Below are 14,629 nucleotides of genomic sequence, written 5' to 3' on the forward strand. Positions count from 1 at the left end.
ACGAGACACGCACTAGGCGACCCCTGCCCCAGTTTGCTGATGCCCCAGATTGGTTCTCATGAGCGCCATCAGCATCGGCCCGACCGAGAAGTCATGATCCAGAGCCTTTTCCTATGCACCTGACTTCCTATAAGCACGGTAAGAAAGAGTTTGTCCATCAATGGGTTTCGCTGATATAGATTGATTAGATATCATAGTGCCAACGGGTTTTAGTGAATTCAATGGTTTATCCTTTTCTTTCTCATGCGATCAAGCTGGATTTTGAGCGCCTTATTGGGCCGGTTGAGAAATGCGGTCGAGCGTTGAGCCGTCTGGATGAGCGATTGAGACGATCTCCGGATCTGGCAGAGGGCTTTCGCATTCGCAGCCATTTCTGGGAAGCTCACGCAACCAGCTGGCTGGAAGGTGAGCTGGTGCCTATGGAAGATCTGGTTCTGCATGAAGCCAAAACGGATGTGCGTCTGCCTACGCAAGAATTGGGGCGTGCGCATCATTTTCTACAATTGAGAAAGCGTGTGGATCGTCACGAGCAGGGTTGGTGTCTGGAAACAGCCTCGCTCATGAAATTGGCGGGCCATGGGAATGATGAAATTGACAGCAAACCATCACGATATGAAACCGTGGATCCAGAACATGATGACCATGAAACCTGGGCGGCATTGTTTGCGGATCTTGATGAGGTTTCAAAGCGCACTGATGCGCTTATATCTGGAAATATTGCTGAGTTTGATACAGGTGCCAAAATCCAAATGAGTGCTCAGGAACAATCCCGGCACAATGCGTTGGATCAGTGGTGTCAACTTCAAGGAATGGTTGCGCATTATCCGCCACAACTGGCAGCAGCCATATTGCTTGATGCCTGGTTGTCTCTTATCCCAATTGAAAATCAGGCCCGGCTCGGGCGATTGATGGCAGCAGATTATTTGCGCACCGAGATATGCCCAAATTATTTGCCGCTCGTAGCCTATGGGCTCTATCGATCTTCTTTCCGCTGGCGGCGGACTGACCCACTGCATACACGATTGGTCATGTTGCTTGCGGGGTTCGAAAAAGGTGCCGAACAAGGTATGGAACAGCTTAATCGTCTGGCCATGGCACAGGACCACATGGCCCGCGCATGCGCAGGTCGACGCAAGAATTCTCGCCTTCCGGATTTTGCGGCCCTTTTCATTGCCAATCCTTATGTTTCAATTCCTATGGCGCGTAAGAAATTAGATGTCACAGCCGCAGCAATTGATCGCATGATAGAGCAAATGGGACCGGCCATGCCGCGAGAGCTCACCGGACGCGGTCGATACAGGGCTTGGGGGATTGTGTAGTCGCGTAGAATTACCAGTCAATTTGGTGCGATCAGCTCGATTTTGTATAGGTCTGGTTCTTTCCCTGCATATGCGGTGCTTGCAAAAAACTCATATGTTGAAGTGAAAATTTCAATATCCATTCTTTGTTTTATTGGATAAATTGCCAAAAATGACCTTCTGTTGGTGAAGGAAAAATCATGCCACCTATGGTGCGGATCGGCTTATTCTTTGTGGTGTTGTTCCATCTGTGTATTACGCACAGTTTGAAGACAAGCAGAATAGGCAGGGCACCACTTGTGTTTTTGGCGCAGATTTGTTGAATGAGGAAATGTGATGGATAGAGCCGAGATCGTCCATGAGAATTTTTTGCGTCGAATTGGCGATGGAACACTGCCGGAGCTGGCCAGTCAGACAAGCCTGCAGCAATCAGGGCTGACAAAAGCGCAGCTCGTTGATCTGTTCCACGCTCAGGTTCAAAGTCGACATCTGGACCGGCATGCCCGCAAGCTACAGGGACGTGGTGAAGGCTTTTATACCATCGGGTCCTCCGGTCATGAGGGTAATGCAGCAATTGCTGCTGCAATGCGTGTGACCGATCCGGCATTTCTGCACTACCGCGATGCAGCTTTCCAGATTGCCCGCTCTCAGCAACTTCCTGGCCAAACTCCGGTTTGGGATATGCTGCTTAGTTTTACCTCTTCTTCCGACGATCCGATCTCCGGTGGCCGTCACAAGGTGCTTGGGTCCAAGGAACTGAGCATCCCGCCGCAGACCTCCACGATTGCCAGCCATCTACCAAAGGCTGTAGGTGTTGCCTATTCCCTTGGCCTTTCTCGCCGTATCCGTCCTCATCATCGTGAATGGCCCGAAGATAGCGTTGTGATGTGTTCTTTTGGTGATGCATCGCTGAACCATTCCACGGCTCAAGGCGCGATCAACACCGCTGGCTGGACATCTTACCAGTCCGTGCCATTGCCACTTCTGTTTGTGTGCGAAGATAACGGTATCGGCATTTCCACCAAGACACCGAAAGATTGGGTCTATGCAAGCATGGCGCACCGTCCGGGGTTGAAATATATCCGTTGCAGCGGCCTGGATCTGGTTGAATCCTATGCTTGCGCCAAAGAGGTGGTCGATTGGGTGCGTAAACGCCGTAAACCTGCCTTCTTGCATATGGGAACTGTTCGTCTCTATGGCCATGCGGGTGCAGATGTGCAGACCACCTATATGTCCAAGGCAGAAGTCGAAGCAGGAGAGGCAAGAGATCCTTTGCTCTATTCTGCTCATCGGTTGATGCGGGATGCAGGCCTCTCAAAGGATGACGTCCTTTCCATCTATAACCAGACAGATCAACGTGTTGCTCGTTCTGCGGAACAAGCCATCACGCAGCCAAAGCTGCGTACCGCAACTGAAGTAATGGAGTCCATTGTTCCAGACTTGCGTGAATGCCCGAAAAGCAATGGGCCGGATCCGGAAAAGCGCAAAGGAACTTTCGGATTATCTGATATGCGCGCAATCGAGGCGCCGCAGCATCTTGCCAAGATCCTCAACTTCACTTTGACCGATTTGATGCTGGAGCATCAGGAAATCGTCATGGCTGGTGAAGATGTGGGCCGCAAGGGTGGGGTCTATGGCGTCACCCAGCGTTTGCATGCCCGTTTTGGTGCCGATCGCATGATTGATACCTTGTTGGACGAACAGTCCATTTTGGGTCTTGCCATTGGTTTGGGGCAGAACGGCTTCCTTCCGATGCCGGAAGTCCAGTTTCTGGCCTATCTGCACAATGCGGAAGATCAGATCCGTGGCGAGGCGGCGACCCTTTCCTTCTTCTCGAACAAACAATATACCAATCCGATGGTGATGCGCGTTGCTGGCCTTGGCTATCAGCGCGGCTTTGGCGGTCATTTCCACAATGACAACTCGCTGGCGGTGTTGCGCGATATCCCTGGCGTGGTCATGGCTTGCCCATCCAACGGCCGCGATGCAGCGTTGATGCTACGCGAAGCGGTGCGTTTGGCCCGTGAAGAACAGCGCATTGTCGCCTTCATTGAGCCAATCGCTCTTTATATGACCCGTGATTTGCATGAAGCAGGTGATGGTGGTTGGCTGACCAATTATCCGCAGCCAGGCTCGGGAGAGACTATCAGACTGGGTGAAGTCGGTACCTATGGTGACGGCACGGACCTTGCGATTGTCACCTATGCCAATGGCTATTACCTCTCTAGGAAGGCTGAAAAGATCCTCAAGGAACAACATGGTTTGAACATTCGGATCATCGATATGCGTTGGCTTTCCCCGATGCCGTCCGAGGCGATCATTGAAGCTATTGGTTCTGTTGAGAAAGTCATGGTGGTGGATGAATGCCGCCGGACAGGTTCTCAGAGTGAAGCCTTGATTACCATGCTTTCAGAGCATGGCATCAAGGCAACCAGCCGTGTGACAGCAGAAGATTGCTTCATCGCTACCGGGCCAGCTTATGCGGCTACCTTGCCGTCGGTTGATGGCATCGTTGAAGCCGCCCTTGCTGCCGCAAAAGACTAAGCCTTGAAGGAGTTAAAGATATGAGCCGCAAATCTGCATTGGTCATCGCTCCTGGTCGGGGCACCTATAACAAGGAAGAGCTGGGCTATCTGCAACGCTTCCATGCTGACAAAGCTGCTCTCTTCGCCCGCTTTGATCAGCAACGTCAGGCACAAGGTCAGGAAAGCATCAGGGCACTTGATGGTGCTGAGCGCTTCTCGCTGTCCAAATTTACGAGGGGCGACAATGCGTCTGCTCTGATCCATTCCTGTGCTTACGGAGATTTTCTCTCCATCGATCAAAACCAGTTCGATATGGTGGCAGTGACGGGTAACTCCATGGGTTGGTATACTGCCCTTGCCTGTGCTGGAGCTGTAAGCGCCGAAGATGGTTTTACCATCGTCAACACCATGGGGCGTTTGATGCAGGAAGCCCTGATTGGTGGTCAATTGATCTATCCATTTGTCGATGAGAACTGGCAGCCGATCCCGGGCAAAAAGCAGGACGTTCTGGATCTGATTGATGCTATTGATGGACTATATCTCTCCATCGATCTTGGAGGCATGCTGGTGCTGGCTGGTACCAAGGAAGCCTTGGTTGAAGCCGAACAGCGTTTGCCTGTTGTACAAGAACGTTTCCCGATGCGTTTGCAAAATCATGCTGCTTTCCATTCGCCTTTACAGAATCCAGTGGCTGATCTAGGGCGCAATCTTTTGGGGGCCGATCTGTTCAGATCGCCCAAATTGTCAATGATCGATGGTCGCGGTCATTGCTGGATGGCTCATGGAGCCGAACCAGTTCAGGTGCATGATTATACCCTCGATCACCAGGTGATTGAGCCTTATGATTTTACCAAAGCCATTCAGAATGGTCTTCGGGAATATTGTCCGGACGTGCTGATCATTCTTGGGCCAGGCAAAACACTGGGCGGCGCAGTTGCGCAAAGCCTGATCGATTGTAATTGGCAGGGCCTGAGCTCCAAGCAAGATTTCCTTGATCGTCAGAAATCAGACCCGATTGTCCTTTCCATGGGCATGGAAGGTCAGCGTGAGATGGTGACTGGTTAAAAGCCCACACTCTTCCTTTGCAGTGGGCATAAGCAAAAGCGCCAGGTCTTAAGCTCTGGCTCTTTTTTTCTTGATGGAATACGTTTTGAGGAAAGAAGAATGACCAAAGGCTCCTTCATGCTTGCACCTCGGCGATATTTGCCCTCAATCAGTTCGCTACTGGCGTTGGAAGCTGTTGATCGACTGGGGGCAGCATCAGAAGCCGCCAAAGAGTTATCCCTGACCCAAAGCGCAATCAGCCGTCAGTTGCGCACGTTGGAGGGCCAATTGGGCATGGAGCTTTTGGTGCGGGATAAGAAGCGCCTTTCCCTGACACCCGCAGCCAAGGAATATGTCCAAGAAGTGCGCCTTGCTTTGCAGCAGATAGCCAAGGCCTCGTTGAAGATCAAGGCCAATCCTTATGGGGGTAGCCTCAATCTGGCCATTCTTCCTGCCTTTGGCTTGCATTGGCTTTCCCCTCGTCTCGGTCAGTTCGCCTCTCAGCACCCTGAAGTCACCATTAATCTTGGTACGCGCCTGCAGCCGTTTGAGTTCGCTCAGGAAGGGTTCGATGCTGCAATCCATTTTGGTGTGAAAGACTGGCCGAATGTGGACTATCAGGAGCTGATGACAGAGACAGTCGTTCCGGTTTGTGCGCCGCATTTATTGGAAGACAATCTCATTCAATCTGCCTCAGATCTGTTGGAGTTTCCGTTGTTGCATTTGGAAACGCGCCCTGCCGCGTGGGAGCAATGGCTGGCACATCATGATCTACCCGCCATGATGCCTCAAGGTATGCTGTTCGATCAGTTCGCCACCATGGCACAAGCCGCCATCCATGGTATGGGGATTGCCTTGCTCCCAGAATATTTGATTGCATCAGATTTGGAGCAGGGTCGTCTCAAGGTTGCTTATGGTCGATCCACCCAATCTCTAGGGAAATATTATCTCGTCTGGCCCAAGGAAAAAGCTCAAAACCCATCACTGACCGTTTTCCGCTCTTGGCTCGCGGATATTTTTGATACGTGAAAGTCAATCCAATAGGATCGTGTTGCCGTATCGAATTGAGCAATCTGTAACATGCTGTCATTGTTTGCGCGGATTGTGACATGCAACAGGTTGACATGTACTATCGTCGCTGCCCTCGTACCGGGCCTCCTGGTTTGTTCATGATACTGGCTAGAGTATGGTCAGTATTTTCCATCCGATGAGAGAGCAGCTTTTGTGTCATTTTCAGAAGAACTGCTGCCATCTCGGGCTCGTTCGCCACATTTTGCATTTCACCCTCGCCTTCCCGATCAAAGAGAAGAGGTGGTAGGCCACCGCTGAAATGCACCAGCGTATAGCGTGGGCCGCGCAGGATGTTCAGATTGCACTGACTTGGTCCCAATTCAAGCTTTTGTTGCCATATAGTTGGTTCTGTGGGATCGCCAAAATCCAATTCTGAAAAGCTATAGTCAGGCCAATCGGGGTTCTCTCCCGTCAGGAATGGCATCAGTGAGCGACCATCCATGCTGTGTGGAATATCCTGATCAGCCCAATCGAGAATGGTTGGTGCCAAGTCCACACTTTCAGTGGGCTTGGAAATTTTCAAACCATGACCTGCAGCGTGATCCGGATCGCGAACAATCAGCGGTGTGTGATAGGCGGCATCGTAAACATTATGCTTGCCCCATGCATGATGGTCCCCAAGCATTTCTCCATGATCGGCGCTGACTACAATCAGAGTGTTGTCCCACTGATCAGTCTCTTTCAGAAACTCGATTACTCTGCCTATATGAGCATCCACTTCTGTTGCCAAACCCAGATAGACAGCGCGCATGGTATTGATGACATCGTCATTGACTTGCAGATCCGGAAAGCCATCAACGAAGCTTTGTGCCGTTTGATTTTCATGTGCAGGTGCAAAGAAAGGATGCACAGCCTGCTCGTCAGCTTGCGAACCAATGCGTTCTGGTAAAGGCAGGCTAGCCGGATCATACATTGCATTATAGGGAGCGGGCGCAACCAGTGGCGGGTGGGGACGAATGTAAGTCAGATGCGCAAACCAATTTTGATCGGTGCGCAACGCCAACTCGTTCAGACAAGCATTGGTGAGAAAAGCTGTGTCACTGTCTTCTGCTTTGTAAAATGCTGGATCATTGATCTTGCGCTCGGAACCCTGCGCAACCGGAACGTAATGGTCCGCATAGTCCTTGGGCAGATCATACCCTTTGGACTGCAAATAGGCACGCCAAGGATAGCTCTTCTCCAGCCGCATTTCGACCACCTCATGAAAGCCATGCATGGGCATTTCATAGGTGTTGAGAATTGGATCTCCTTCGGCGAAGGCTCTTGGATCCATGGATGTGTCAGTGTAGCCAATCAGCAACGGCAAATACCCGGCTTTGCGCATTTCAGTTGCAATATTGGGCGTATCGTGGCGCAAAGGCGTGCCATTTCGAATGCTGCGATGGTTCATCGCATAACGGCCGGTCAGAAGAGAAGCACGAGACGGTCCACACGGGTTTGTGACCGAATAATTGCGCTCAAATGTGGTTGCATCTTCCATAAAAGCGCGTAAATTTGGCAAATCCACATGTTTGGCGAGGTTGCCGAAAAGTGCGTCTGCACGCAATTGATCGATGATAATGAAGAGTACATTTCGCTGAGACATCTGATTTCCTCCGCACACGCTTTTTTCCAATCCAGAGACGATGAAACAAACCTTTCTGCAAGATGGTTTCTGAAAAAATACCAAGATTTTTATGCTCTATAGGCAGTTTTTTGCGGTTGAGCACACTTATTGCTCGTTGCGGTGCAGCAAAGACAGAGGCAATGTCTGGGTGAAACAATAAGACAAGACTGAAGTCTAATTGGTCAAATTGTCGCTGGCTCACAATTATTTGTTTGGCTTAAATCGGGGCTTGCAAGCGCTTACATATGGGTGTTATTTCCACTGACGCACGGATTGAGCCTATTGACCCATGTCAATAATCCTAGCAATGTTGTGCCAGTTTGAACCTGTTTCAGGTACAGAGGGGATTTATTTTGAAGATAGGAACACCTAGAGAGGTGTTTGGTGGGGAGGCTCGTGTTGGAATGACGCCTTCAGTTGCCAAGCATTTACAGAAGCTGGGCTATGAGTGTGCGATTGAGATTGGTGCGGGTCAGGCAGCGGGTTTTTCGGATGCGGACTATGAAGCGGCGGGCGTTGAGATCATTGCAACGGCAGCGGCTTTGTGGAAGGCTTCTGACATCATCGCCAAGGTCCGTCAGCCAAATGTGACCGAGACCAAACGCCTGAACAAGAACAAGACGCTGATCAGCTTCTTCAACCCGGCCGGGAATGAGGAAGGCATGGAGATTGCGAAGTCCAAGGGCGCCAATGTGATTGCGATGGAAATGGTCCCTCGTATCTCACGTGCCCAGAAGATGGATGCTCTGTCCTCCATGGCCAATATTGCCGGCTATCGTGCGGTGATTGAGGCTGGCAACAATTTCGGACGCTTCTTCACCGGTCAGATCACGGCAGCGGGCAAGGTTCCGCCAGCCAAGGTCCTGGTGATTGGAGCAGGCGTTGCAGGTCTGGCAGCGATTGGCACCTCTACCTCTCTTGGTGCCATCACTTATGCCTTTGACGTGCGCCCTGAAGTGGCCGAGCAGGTTGAATCCATGGGCGCGGAATTCGTCTATCTGGATTTTGAGGAAGAACAGCAGGATGGTGCTGCCACAGGCGGCTATGCAGCTGTCTCCTCTCCGGAGTTCCGCGAAGCCCAGCTGGCCAAGTTCCGTGAACTGGCACCAGAGATTGATATCGTCATCACCACCGCCCTGATCCCGAACCGTGAAGCACCGGAGCTGTGGACCGAGGATATGGTTGCCTCCATGAAGACCGGATCCGTGATCGTGGATCTGGCAGCGGAAAAGGGTGGCAATTGCAAGCTGACCGTGGCTGATGAGAAGATCGTGACCGAGAATGGTGTGACCATCATCGGCTATACCGATTTCCCATCCCGCATGGCCAATCAATCTTCCGAGCTTTATGCCTCCAATATCCGTCACATGCTGACCGATCTGACCCCTGAGAAGGATGGCCAGGTTGTCCATGATATGGAAGATGATGTGATCCGTGGTGCGACCGTCACCTATCAGGGTGAGATCACCTTCCCGCCTCCTCCTCCAAAGATTGCAGCCATTGCGGCTCAGCCGAAGAAGGAAGTGAAGGAGCTGACGCCGGAAGAGAAGAGAGCGGCCGAGGTTGCCGAGTTCAAGGCCCAGACCAGGAGCCAGGTGACCCTGCTTGGCGTTGGTACGGCTCTTATGTTGCTCGTCGGTGCTGTGGCGCCTGCCAGCTTCATGCAGCATTTCATTGTGTTTGTGCTGGCCTGTTTCGTGGGCTTCCAGGTCATCTGGAATGTCTCTCACAGCCTGCATACGCCTTTGATGGCGGTGACCAACGCCATTTCATCCATCATCATTCTGGGGGCCCTGATGCAGATCGGCTCCGGTTCCTGGCTGGTGATCATCCTGGCGGCCCTGTCCGTCTTCATGGCCGGCATCAACATCTTTGGTGGGTTCCTGGTCACCCGGCGCATGCTCGCCATGTTCCAGAAGTCATAAGGAGGGCGACATGGATTTTGGTTTTACCACTGCCGCCTATGTGGTTGCGGCTGTTCTTTTCATTCTTAGCCTTGGCGGTCTGTCCGGTCAGGAAAGCGCCAAGCGCGCTGTCTGGTATGGCATTGCCGGTATGGCTCTGGCGGTTCTCGCCACCCTGATTGGTCCGGGCTCCGGCCTGTGGCTGCTCTCGCTCCTGCTGATTGCCGGTGGCGGTGCCATTGGCTATCAGGTGGCGCAAAAGGTTCAGATGACCGAGATGCCACAGCTTGTGGCTGCGATGCACTCTCTCGTTGGTCTGGCGGCTGTCTTTGTCGGCTTCAATGCCGATATCGAACTGAGCCGTGTTCTGGCCATGGACGAGAGTGCCCGCAAGGGTCTGGAAGGCTTTGCTGCTCTGCTGGCCAAGAAGTCCAGCGCCGAGCTGTCCATCCTCAAGGTTGAAGTCTTCCTTGGCATCTTCATTGGTGCTGTGACCTTCACCGGCTCTGTCATTGCCTTTGGCAAGCTGGCAGGCAAGGTGACTTCCGCTGCAGAAAAACTGCCCGGTGGTCATGCCCTCAATGCCGGTGCAGCCATTGGCTCCCTGATCCTCGGCATCATGTATTTCAATGACGCTGGTATCTGGACCCTTGTGGTCATGACCCTGCTGGCCTTCTTCATTGGCTATCACCTGATCATGGGCATTGGTGGCGCGGATATGCCGGTTGTTGTGTCCATGCTCAACTCCTATTCCGGTTGGGCGGCAGCGGCCATTGGTTTCTCCCTTGGCAATGACCTTCTTATCGTGGTCGGTGCGCTTGTTGGCTCCTCCGGTGCGATCCTGTCCTACATCATGTGCAAGGCCATGAACCGCAACTTTGTCTCTGTGATCCTTGGCGGCTTTGGTGGCACCGGTGGTCCTGCGATGGAAGTGTCTGGTGAGATGATTGCCATCGAGTCTGATGGGGTTGTTGCAGCGTTGGAAGAGGCTGACAGTGTCATCATCATTCCAGGCTATGGCATGGCTGTGGCGCAGGCTCAGCAGTCCGTATCCGAGTTGACCAAGCGTCTGCGTGCCAAGGGCAAGAATGTCCGCTTTGCCATCCATCCGGTGGCTGGCCGTCTTCCCGGTCACATGAATGTTCTGCTGGCTGAAGCCAAGGTTCCTTATGACATCGTTCTGGAAATGGACGAGATCAATGAGGACTTCCCGGAAACCGATGTGGCCATCGTCATTGGCTCCAATGACATCGTCAATCCGGCGGCACAGGATGATCCGAACAGCCCAATCGCTGGCATGCCCGTCCTTGAATGCTGGAAGGCCAAGCAGGTCTTCGTTTCCAAGCGCGGACAAGGCACCGGTTATTCCGGCATCGAAAACCCGCTCTTCTACAAGGAAAATACCCGCATGTTCTACGGAGACGCTAAAGCATCTCTAGATAGCCTATTGGGTAGCATCAGCTAAGTAGAAGCTAATCAAGAAAATCGAAAAGCCCGATCTCCATGAGATCGGGCTTTTTTGTATGGACGATTGTAAAAGGGCTCAAGCCAGATACTTTCCGCGTTCAGAAGCCGTCAATCAGGATATCCAAAGCCCGTTTGAGATTATCTCTCTCTTCTTGCAGCGACCCAACACACTCATGCAGTTCCGCACCAGAGACAGCAGCGAGTTCCTGAATACGAACAATCCAGAACTTGTCATTCAAATTTACTTTGGGGGTCAGACCGGGAAATGCCGTGTAGCTGCCGATCTCTCGTAAAGGAGCAACAATTCGGGATGCATCTATACCGATCAGGTCTGTTTGAAGGTCAACAACAAGGATCCCGCTGCGTAGGCGGAAGACATCAAACTGAGCCATTTTATTCCCTTAGAAAGTACGGTGTTCTGCGAGTGGCAGACCATTTTCTTCAACTTCACGCGCATATGCATCAAGAGCGTCGCTGTTTTCTTCACGCCAGCGCCGGTTACGCTCCAGCTTTGCGGCTTCTGCAATGGCAGATTCCGCCAAACGGGACATATTGAGACCAAGCTCTCGTGCCTCATTGGCCACATCGCTGTCCAAAGTAAGATTCACTTTCGCGCGCATTGCAATAAACTCTCAAAGGATTGGTATGTATAAGGAGTATATATCATGCGCCTATAATAGGCAACATGGATATGTCTTTGTTGAATGCTAATCAGAACAGTGCGGAAGCATTTTCAGATGACTGTTGCGCACTGACCTAACCTGTTGTTCCATCCATTGCTTTGATTTCTTCACACAACCAACCAATGAAATTCCAAGCTGCTTGAGTAGGCATTGCATTGTCCGGCAAAACGAACTGAAAGGCGCGCTGGCAGGCCAGGGTTGGTGCAAAGGGCTCAACCAAATCTCCCTTGGCCAGAGCATCAAAAACATAGAGATCGCGCAAGATAGCGAGGCCCCTCCCGGCAATGGCACTTTGCAGAATCATGTCAGCATTATTGAAGATCAGTTTTTGTGTCATGGAGCTAGTATAGTCTGGCCAAAAGCTGGTGAGGTATTTCTGCCAATGGAATGCTTCGTCTTCATGAATGAAATCGGCGTTCTCAAGTAGTGATAGATTTGCACTTCGTGGCGCAAGATCTGTTCCAGTTAGCTTCCTTAAATAGTATGGCGAACACACTACCCGCATTCGTTCATTGGGCTTTGGAAGCAGCAATGAGGGGGCGAGATCGTCATCAGGTTTGGGTAGAAGCCGTAAGGCGAGATCAATCTTTTCCTCGCTGAATTTCACGTAACGATTGGTTGCGCTGATGCGAATTGGAATATTGGGATGCGCCTCCTGGAAGCGTTCAAGTCTTGGAACCAGCATGATTGAAGCGAGAGAGGGGGCAATACTCACAGCCAGCGGCTTTTGCGCAGTCTGGCTGGCCAACATATAGGATAAATTCTCTATGGACTGGTTGATACTGGAAACCTCTGACAGAATATCCTCGACCAGTTCGGTCTGTTCCAATCCTCGACCCTTTGAACGAAAGAGCTTGGTTTCCCACTTTTCCTCCAACTGTTTGATATGGTAGGAAATTGTTGGCTGAGAAACGTTCAGTTCTCGTGCGGCTGCCGAGATGGATTTATGCCGAACAACAGCATCCAGGGCGCGTAATTCTTGTAAGGAAGGAACGAAGCGACGAGAGATAGACATGACCTATATATAGAGAATATCTATGGAAGGCTCAATGCGTTCGATTTGTTATTTCTTCATTTTGCCGTCTATCATCTCGACAAACTGAAGCAAAAATATCGTCAGAATGACGGAATGGGAGTAATTTGACATGAAAACAACCAAGGCAATTTTGCTCGGCGCTCTGCTGAGTGCTGCTGCATCACTCTGTGCAGCGAGTGTGCAAGCCGGCGAAGCCCTCGATGCCATCATGAAGGATAAGATGCTGGTTGTTGGCTCCAACTCCGATTATCGCCCCAATGCCTTCATGGGAGATGACAATCAACTGCAAGGCTTTGATATTGATGTTTCCAAGGAAGTGGCCAAACGTCTTGGCGTTGACGTGAAATTCGTCACACCGGGTTGGGAAGTGATGACTGCTGGTCGTTGGTCTGGCCGTTGGCACATGGTGGTTGGGTCCATGACACCGACCAAAGCGCGTGCTGAAGTGCTCGACTTCCCTGCAGTTTATTATTACACACCAGCGGCATTTGCGGTTCACAAAAATTCCAAAGCGACCAACCTGGAAGAGTTGAATGGCAAGACCATCGGTGTTGTTGGATCTTCTACCTATCACAAATATCTGCAGCACAATCTCGAGATCAATGCGGTTGGCGTGCCGGAATTTGAGTACAAGGTAAAGCCGGGTGAAATCAAACTCTATGGCGATATCAATGAATTCGACGAACTGGCATTGGGCGATGGTGTCCGTCTGGACGCGTTAGTTCAATCAGTGACCGTTATTCAGGAAGCCATCAAGAAAGGTTTGCCAATCAAACAACTTGGTGATCCGATATTCTATGAACCACTTGCCATCGCTATCGATAAGGGAGACAAGGAATTCGCCGACAAACTGGCTTCGATCGTCGAAGATATGAAGAAAGATGGCACACTGGCCAAGCTATCCGTTAAATGGCACGGCGCTGATCTTGTAACCACCAAATAAGACAAGAACCATGATTACCTTAACCAATGGCACTCTTTGGTCTGGCCCCACTCGGCTAAGAGCTTGTCTTGTGATGGGAGGGCTAGTGTTCGCACTGGCTCTCCTTACTTCCGCCAATGAAGGGCTGGTCGGCTCTTTCCTGCGTCCAGCCATGAGCGAAGAAAGCCTTGCTGGATGGTGGGGGCGTCTATCGACCTCACTTGTGCTGGCCGGCTTCACCTTGGGCCTTGGTTATGGACTACTAAGCCTGTCGCGCAAGGCACAACTGGTTATTGTGTGGATTCTCTTGGCCATGGGGGCCCTTGGCTTCTTCCTGTCGTTTAATCTCAGCTTCGAGTTTATCGGTAGGAAGTTACCCTTTCTCATCACGACCGGGGCGTTTACGACCCTCTATGTGTCGGCCATATCCATCACGTTGGCTTTCATCCTGGCATTGCTTGGCGCATCAGCCAAAATGTCTGGAATTGGTGTAGTCGAGGGAATTGGAGCGTTCTATACCTCTTATTTCCGTGGTGTCCCTTTGCTGGTGCAATTGTTCCTGATTTATTTGGGGCTGCCACAAGTCGGGATCATCGTCCCTCCGGTACCTGCCGCCATAGCAGCCTTGGCGCTGGTCTATGGGGCCTATATGACCGAGATTTTCCGATCTGGCATTCAGTCCATCTCGGTAGGGCAATGGGAAGCGGCTGATGCACTCGGTCTGCAACGAATGTTGACCTTTAGAAAGGTTATCTTGCCACAGGCGATGCGGATCATTGTTCCACCGACTGGCAATCAGTTCATTGCAATGTTGAAGGACTCCTCGCTTGTTTCCGTGGTGGGCGTCTGGGACATCATGTTCATTGCAAGAACACAGGGCAGAGCTGACTTCAAGATTCTGGAAATGTTGATTACGGCATCAGTCATCTATTGGATGCTGTCGGTCTTGCTTGAATTCGCGCAACAGCGGATTGAGGCCCATTATTCCAAGGCCCATCAGCGCTAGGTTTCACAAGATTTCTTCACTTGACAGCAGCGCTATGCGCTGCTGACGGCACCGCTTTGCCGAAAGA

Annotated in this window: 12 protein-coding genes; 8 read left to right on the forward strand and 4 right to left on the reverse strand. The window is 51.4% G+C overall.

Features of this window, described 5'->3' with window-relative positions:
* The first annotated feature begins 221 nt into the window (after nucleotides 1-221).
* The 4 genes from CRO57_RS17525 (at nucleotide 222) to CRO57_RS17540 (ending at nucleotide 5,896) form a co-directional block, all read left to right on the forward strand.
* Nucleotides 222-1,319 carry an RHE_PE00001 family protein gene (locus CRO57_RS17525; RefSeq protein ID WP_097154772.1) on the forward strand — a complete coding sequence of 366 codons (1,098 nt, stop codon included), beginning with the start codon at nucleotides 222-224 and terminating at the stop codon, nucleotides 1,317-1,319.
* Between the two features lie 315 nt (nucleotides 1,320-1,634).
* Nucleotides 1,635-3,842: a dehydrogenase E1 component subunit alpha/beta gene (locus CRO57_RS17530; RefSeq protein ID WP_097154773.1), complete on the forward strand. Its 2,208-nt coding sequence runs from the start codon at nucleotides 1,635-1,637 to the stop codon at nucleotides 3,840-3,842.
* A 20-nt stretch (nucleotides 3,843-3,862) separates the two neighbouring features.
* Nucleotides 3,863-4,888, forward strand: coding sequence for an ACP S-malonyltransferase (locus CRO57_RS17535; RefSeq protein ID WP_097154774.1), 1,026 nt, complete (start codon nucleotides 3,863-3,865; stop codon nucleotides 4,886-4,888).
* Nucleotides 4,889-4,987: 99 nt separating this feature from the next.
* Nucleotides 4,988-5,896 carry a LysR family transcriptional regulator gene (locus CRO57_RS17540; RefSeq protein WP_244580136.1) on the forward strand — a complete coding sequence of 303 codons (909 nt, stop codon included), beginning with the start codon at nucleotides 4,988-4,990 and terminating at the stop codon, nucleotides 5,894-5,896.
* 100 nt (nucleotides 5,897-5,996) lie between these two features.
* On the opposite strand, the gene CRO57_RS17545 is transcribed toward CRO57_RS17540, so the two are convergent.
* Nucleotides 5,997-7,523, reverse strand: a complete 1,527-nt coding sequence (locus tag CRO57_RS17545; RefSeq protein WP_097154775.1) for an alkaline phosphatase family protein — start codon at nucleotides 7,521-7,523, stop codon at nucleotides 5,997-5,999.
* Between the two features lie 374 nt (nucleotides 7,524-7,897).
* On the opposite strand from CRO57_RS17545, the gene CRO57_RS17550 reads away from it, so the two are divergent.
* Together CRO57_RS17550 and CRO57_RS17555 are read left to right on the forward strand one after the other, a co-directional pair.
* The gene (locus tag CRO57_RS17550; RefSeq protein WP_097154647.1) at nucleotides 7,898-9,469 is read left to right on the forward strand and encodes a Re/Si-specific NAD(P)(+) transhydrogenase subunit alpha; all 1,572 of its coding nucleotides are present in this window, start codon (nucleotides 7,898-7,900) and stop codon (nucleotides 9,467-9,469) included.
* 10 nt (nucleotides 9,470-9,479) lie between these two features.
* Nucleotides 9,480-10,913 carry an NAD(P)(+) transhydrogenase (Re/Si-specific) subunit beta gene (locus CRO57_RS17555; protein ID WP_097154648.1) on the forward strand — a complete coding sequence of 478 codons (1,434 nt, stop codon included), beginning with the start codon at nucleotides 9,480-9,482 and terminating at the stop codon, nucleotides 10,911-10,913.
* Nucleotides 10,914-11,013: 100 nt separating this feature from the next.
* Here the strand turns inward: CRO57_RS17555 and CRO57_RS17560 are convergent, their stop codons facing one another.
* The 3 genes from CRO57_RS17560 to CRO57_RS17570 all read right to left on the reverse strand — a co-directional run bounded on the left by CRO57_RS17560 (nucleotide 11,014) and on the right by CRO57_RS17570 (nucleotide 12,613).
* Nucleotides 11,014-11,307, reverse strand: a complete 294-nt coding sequence (locus CRO57_RS17560) for a CcdB family protein (RefSeq protein WP_097154776.1) — start codon at nucleotides 11,305-11,307, stop codon at nucleotides 11,014-11,016.
* A 9-nt stretch (nucleotides 11,308-11,316) separates the two neighbouring features.
* Nucleotides 11,317-11,535 carry a type II toxin-antitoxin system CcdA family antitoxin gene (locus CRO57_RS17565; protein WP_097154777.1) on the reverse strand — a complete coding sequence of 73 codons (219 nt, stop codon included), beginning with the start codon at nucleotides 11,533-11,535 and terminating at the stop codon, nucleotides 11,317-11,319.
* Between the two features lie 136 nt (nucleotides 11,536-11,671).
* On the reverse strand, nucleotides 11,672-12,613 hold the full coding sequence (locus CRO57_RS17570) for a LysR substrate-binding domain-containing protein (protein WP_097154778.1): 942 nt from the start codon (nucleotides 12,611-12,613) through the stop codon (nucleotides 11,672-11,674).
* Nucleotides 12,614-12,743: 130 nt separating this feature from the next.
* Between CRO57_RS17570 and CRO57_RS17575 the strand changes: the two genes are divergently transcribed.
* Nucleotides 12,744-13,577, forward strand: coding sequence for a transporter substrate-binding domain-containing protein (locus CRO57_RS17575; protein WP_097154779.1), 834 nt, complete (start codon nucleotides 12,744-12,746; stop codon nucleotides 13,575-13,577).
* 10 nt (nucleotides 13,578-13,587) lie between these two features.
* Nucleotides 13,588-14,562, forward strand: a complete 975-nt coding sequence (locus CRO57_RS17580; RefSeq protein WP_097154780.1) for an amino acid ABC transporter permease — start codon at nucleotides 13,588-13,590, stop codon at nucleotides 14,560-14,562.
* Nucleotides 14,563-14,629 lie beyond the last annotated feature (67 nt).

The organism is Cohaesibacter gelatinilyticus, from assembly GCF_900215605.1.
Taxonomy (GTDB): Bacteria; Pseudomonadota; Alphaproteobacteria; order Rhizobiales; family Cohaesibacteraceae; genus Cohaesibacter; species Cohaesibacter gelatinilyticus.

Bases quoted from the DNA above. Each gene is read 5' to 3' on its own strand.
- CRO57_RS17525 (WP_097154772.1), top strand. From the start codon at position 222: ATGGTTTATCCTTTTCTTTCTCATGCGATCAAGCTGGATTTTGAGCGC.
- CRO57_RS17530 (WP_097154773.1), top strand. From the start codon at position 1,635: ATGGATAGAGCCGAGATCGTCCATGAGAATTTTTTGCGTCGAATTGGC.
- CRO57_RS17535 (WP_097154774.1), top strand. From the start codon at position 3,863: ATGAGCCGCAAATCTGCATTGGTCATCGCTCCTGGTCGGGGCACCTAT.
- CRO57_RS17540 (WP_244580136.1), top strand. From the start codon at position 4,988: ATGACCAAAGGCTCCTTCATGCTTGCACCTCGGCGATATTTGCCCTCA.
- CRO57_RS17545 (WP_097154775.1), bottom strand. From the start codon at position 7,523: ATGTCTCAGCGAAATGTACTCTTCATTATCATCGATCAATTGCGTGCA.
- CRO57_RS17555 (WP_097154648.1), top strand. From the start codon at position 9,480: ATGGATTTTGGTTTTACCACTGCCGCCTATGTGGTTGCGGCTGTTCTT.
- CRO57_RS17560 (WP_097154776.1), bottom strand. From the start codon at position 11,307: ATGGCTCAGTTTGATGTCTTCCGCCTACGCAGCGGGATCCTTGTTGTT.
- CRO57_RS17565 (WP_097154777.1), bottom strand. From the start codon at position 11,535: ATGCGCGCGAAAGTGAATCTTACTTTGGACAGCGATGTGGCCAATGAG.
- CRO57_RS17570 (WP_097154778.1), bottom strand. From the start codon at position 12,613: ATGTCTATCTCTCGTCGCTTCGTTCCTTCCTTACAAGAATTACGCGCC.
- CRO57_RS17575 (WP_097154779.1), top strand. From the start codon at position 12,744: ATGAAAACAACCAAGGCAATTTTGCTCGGCGCTCTGCTGAGTGCTGCT.
- CRO57_RS17580 (WP_097154780.1), top strand. From the start codon at position 13,588: ATGATTACCTTAACCAATGGCACTCTTTGGTCTGGCCCCACTCGGCTA.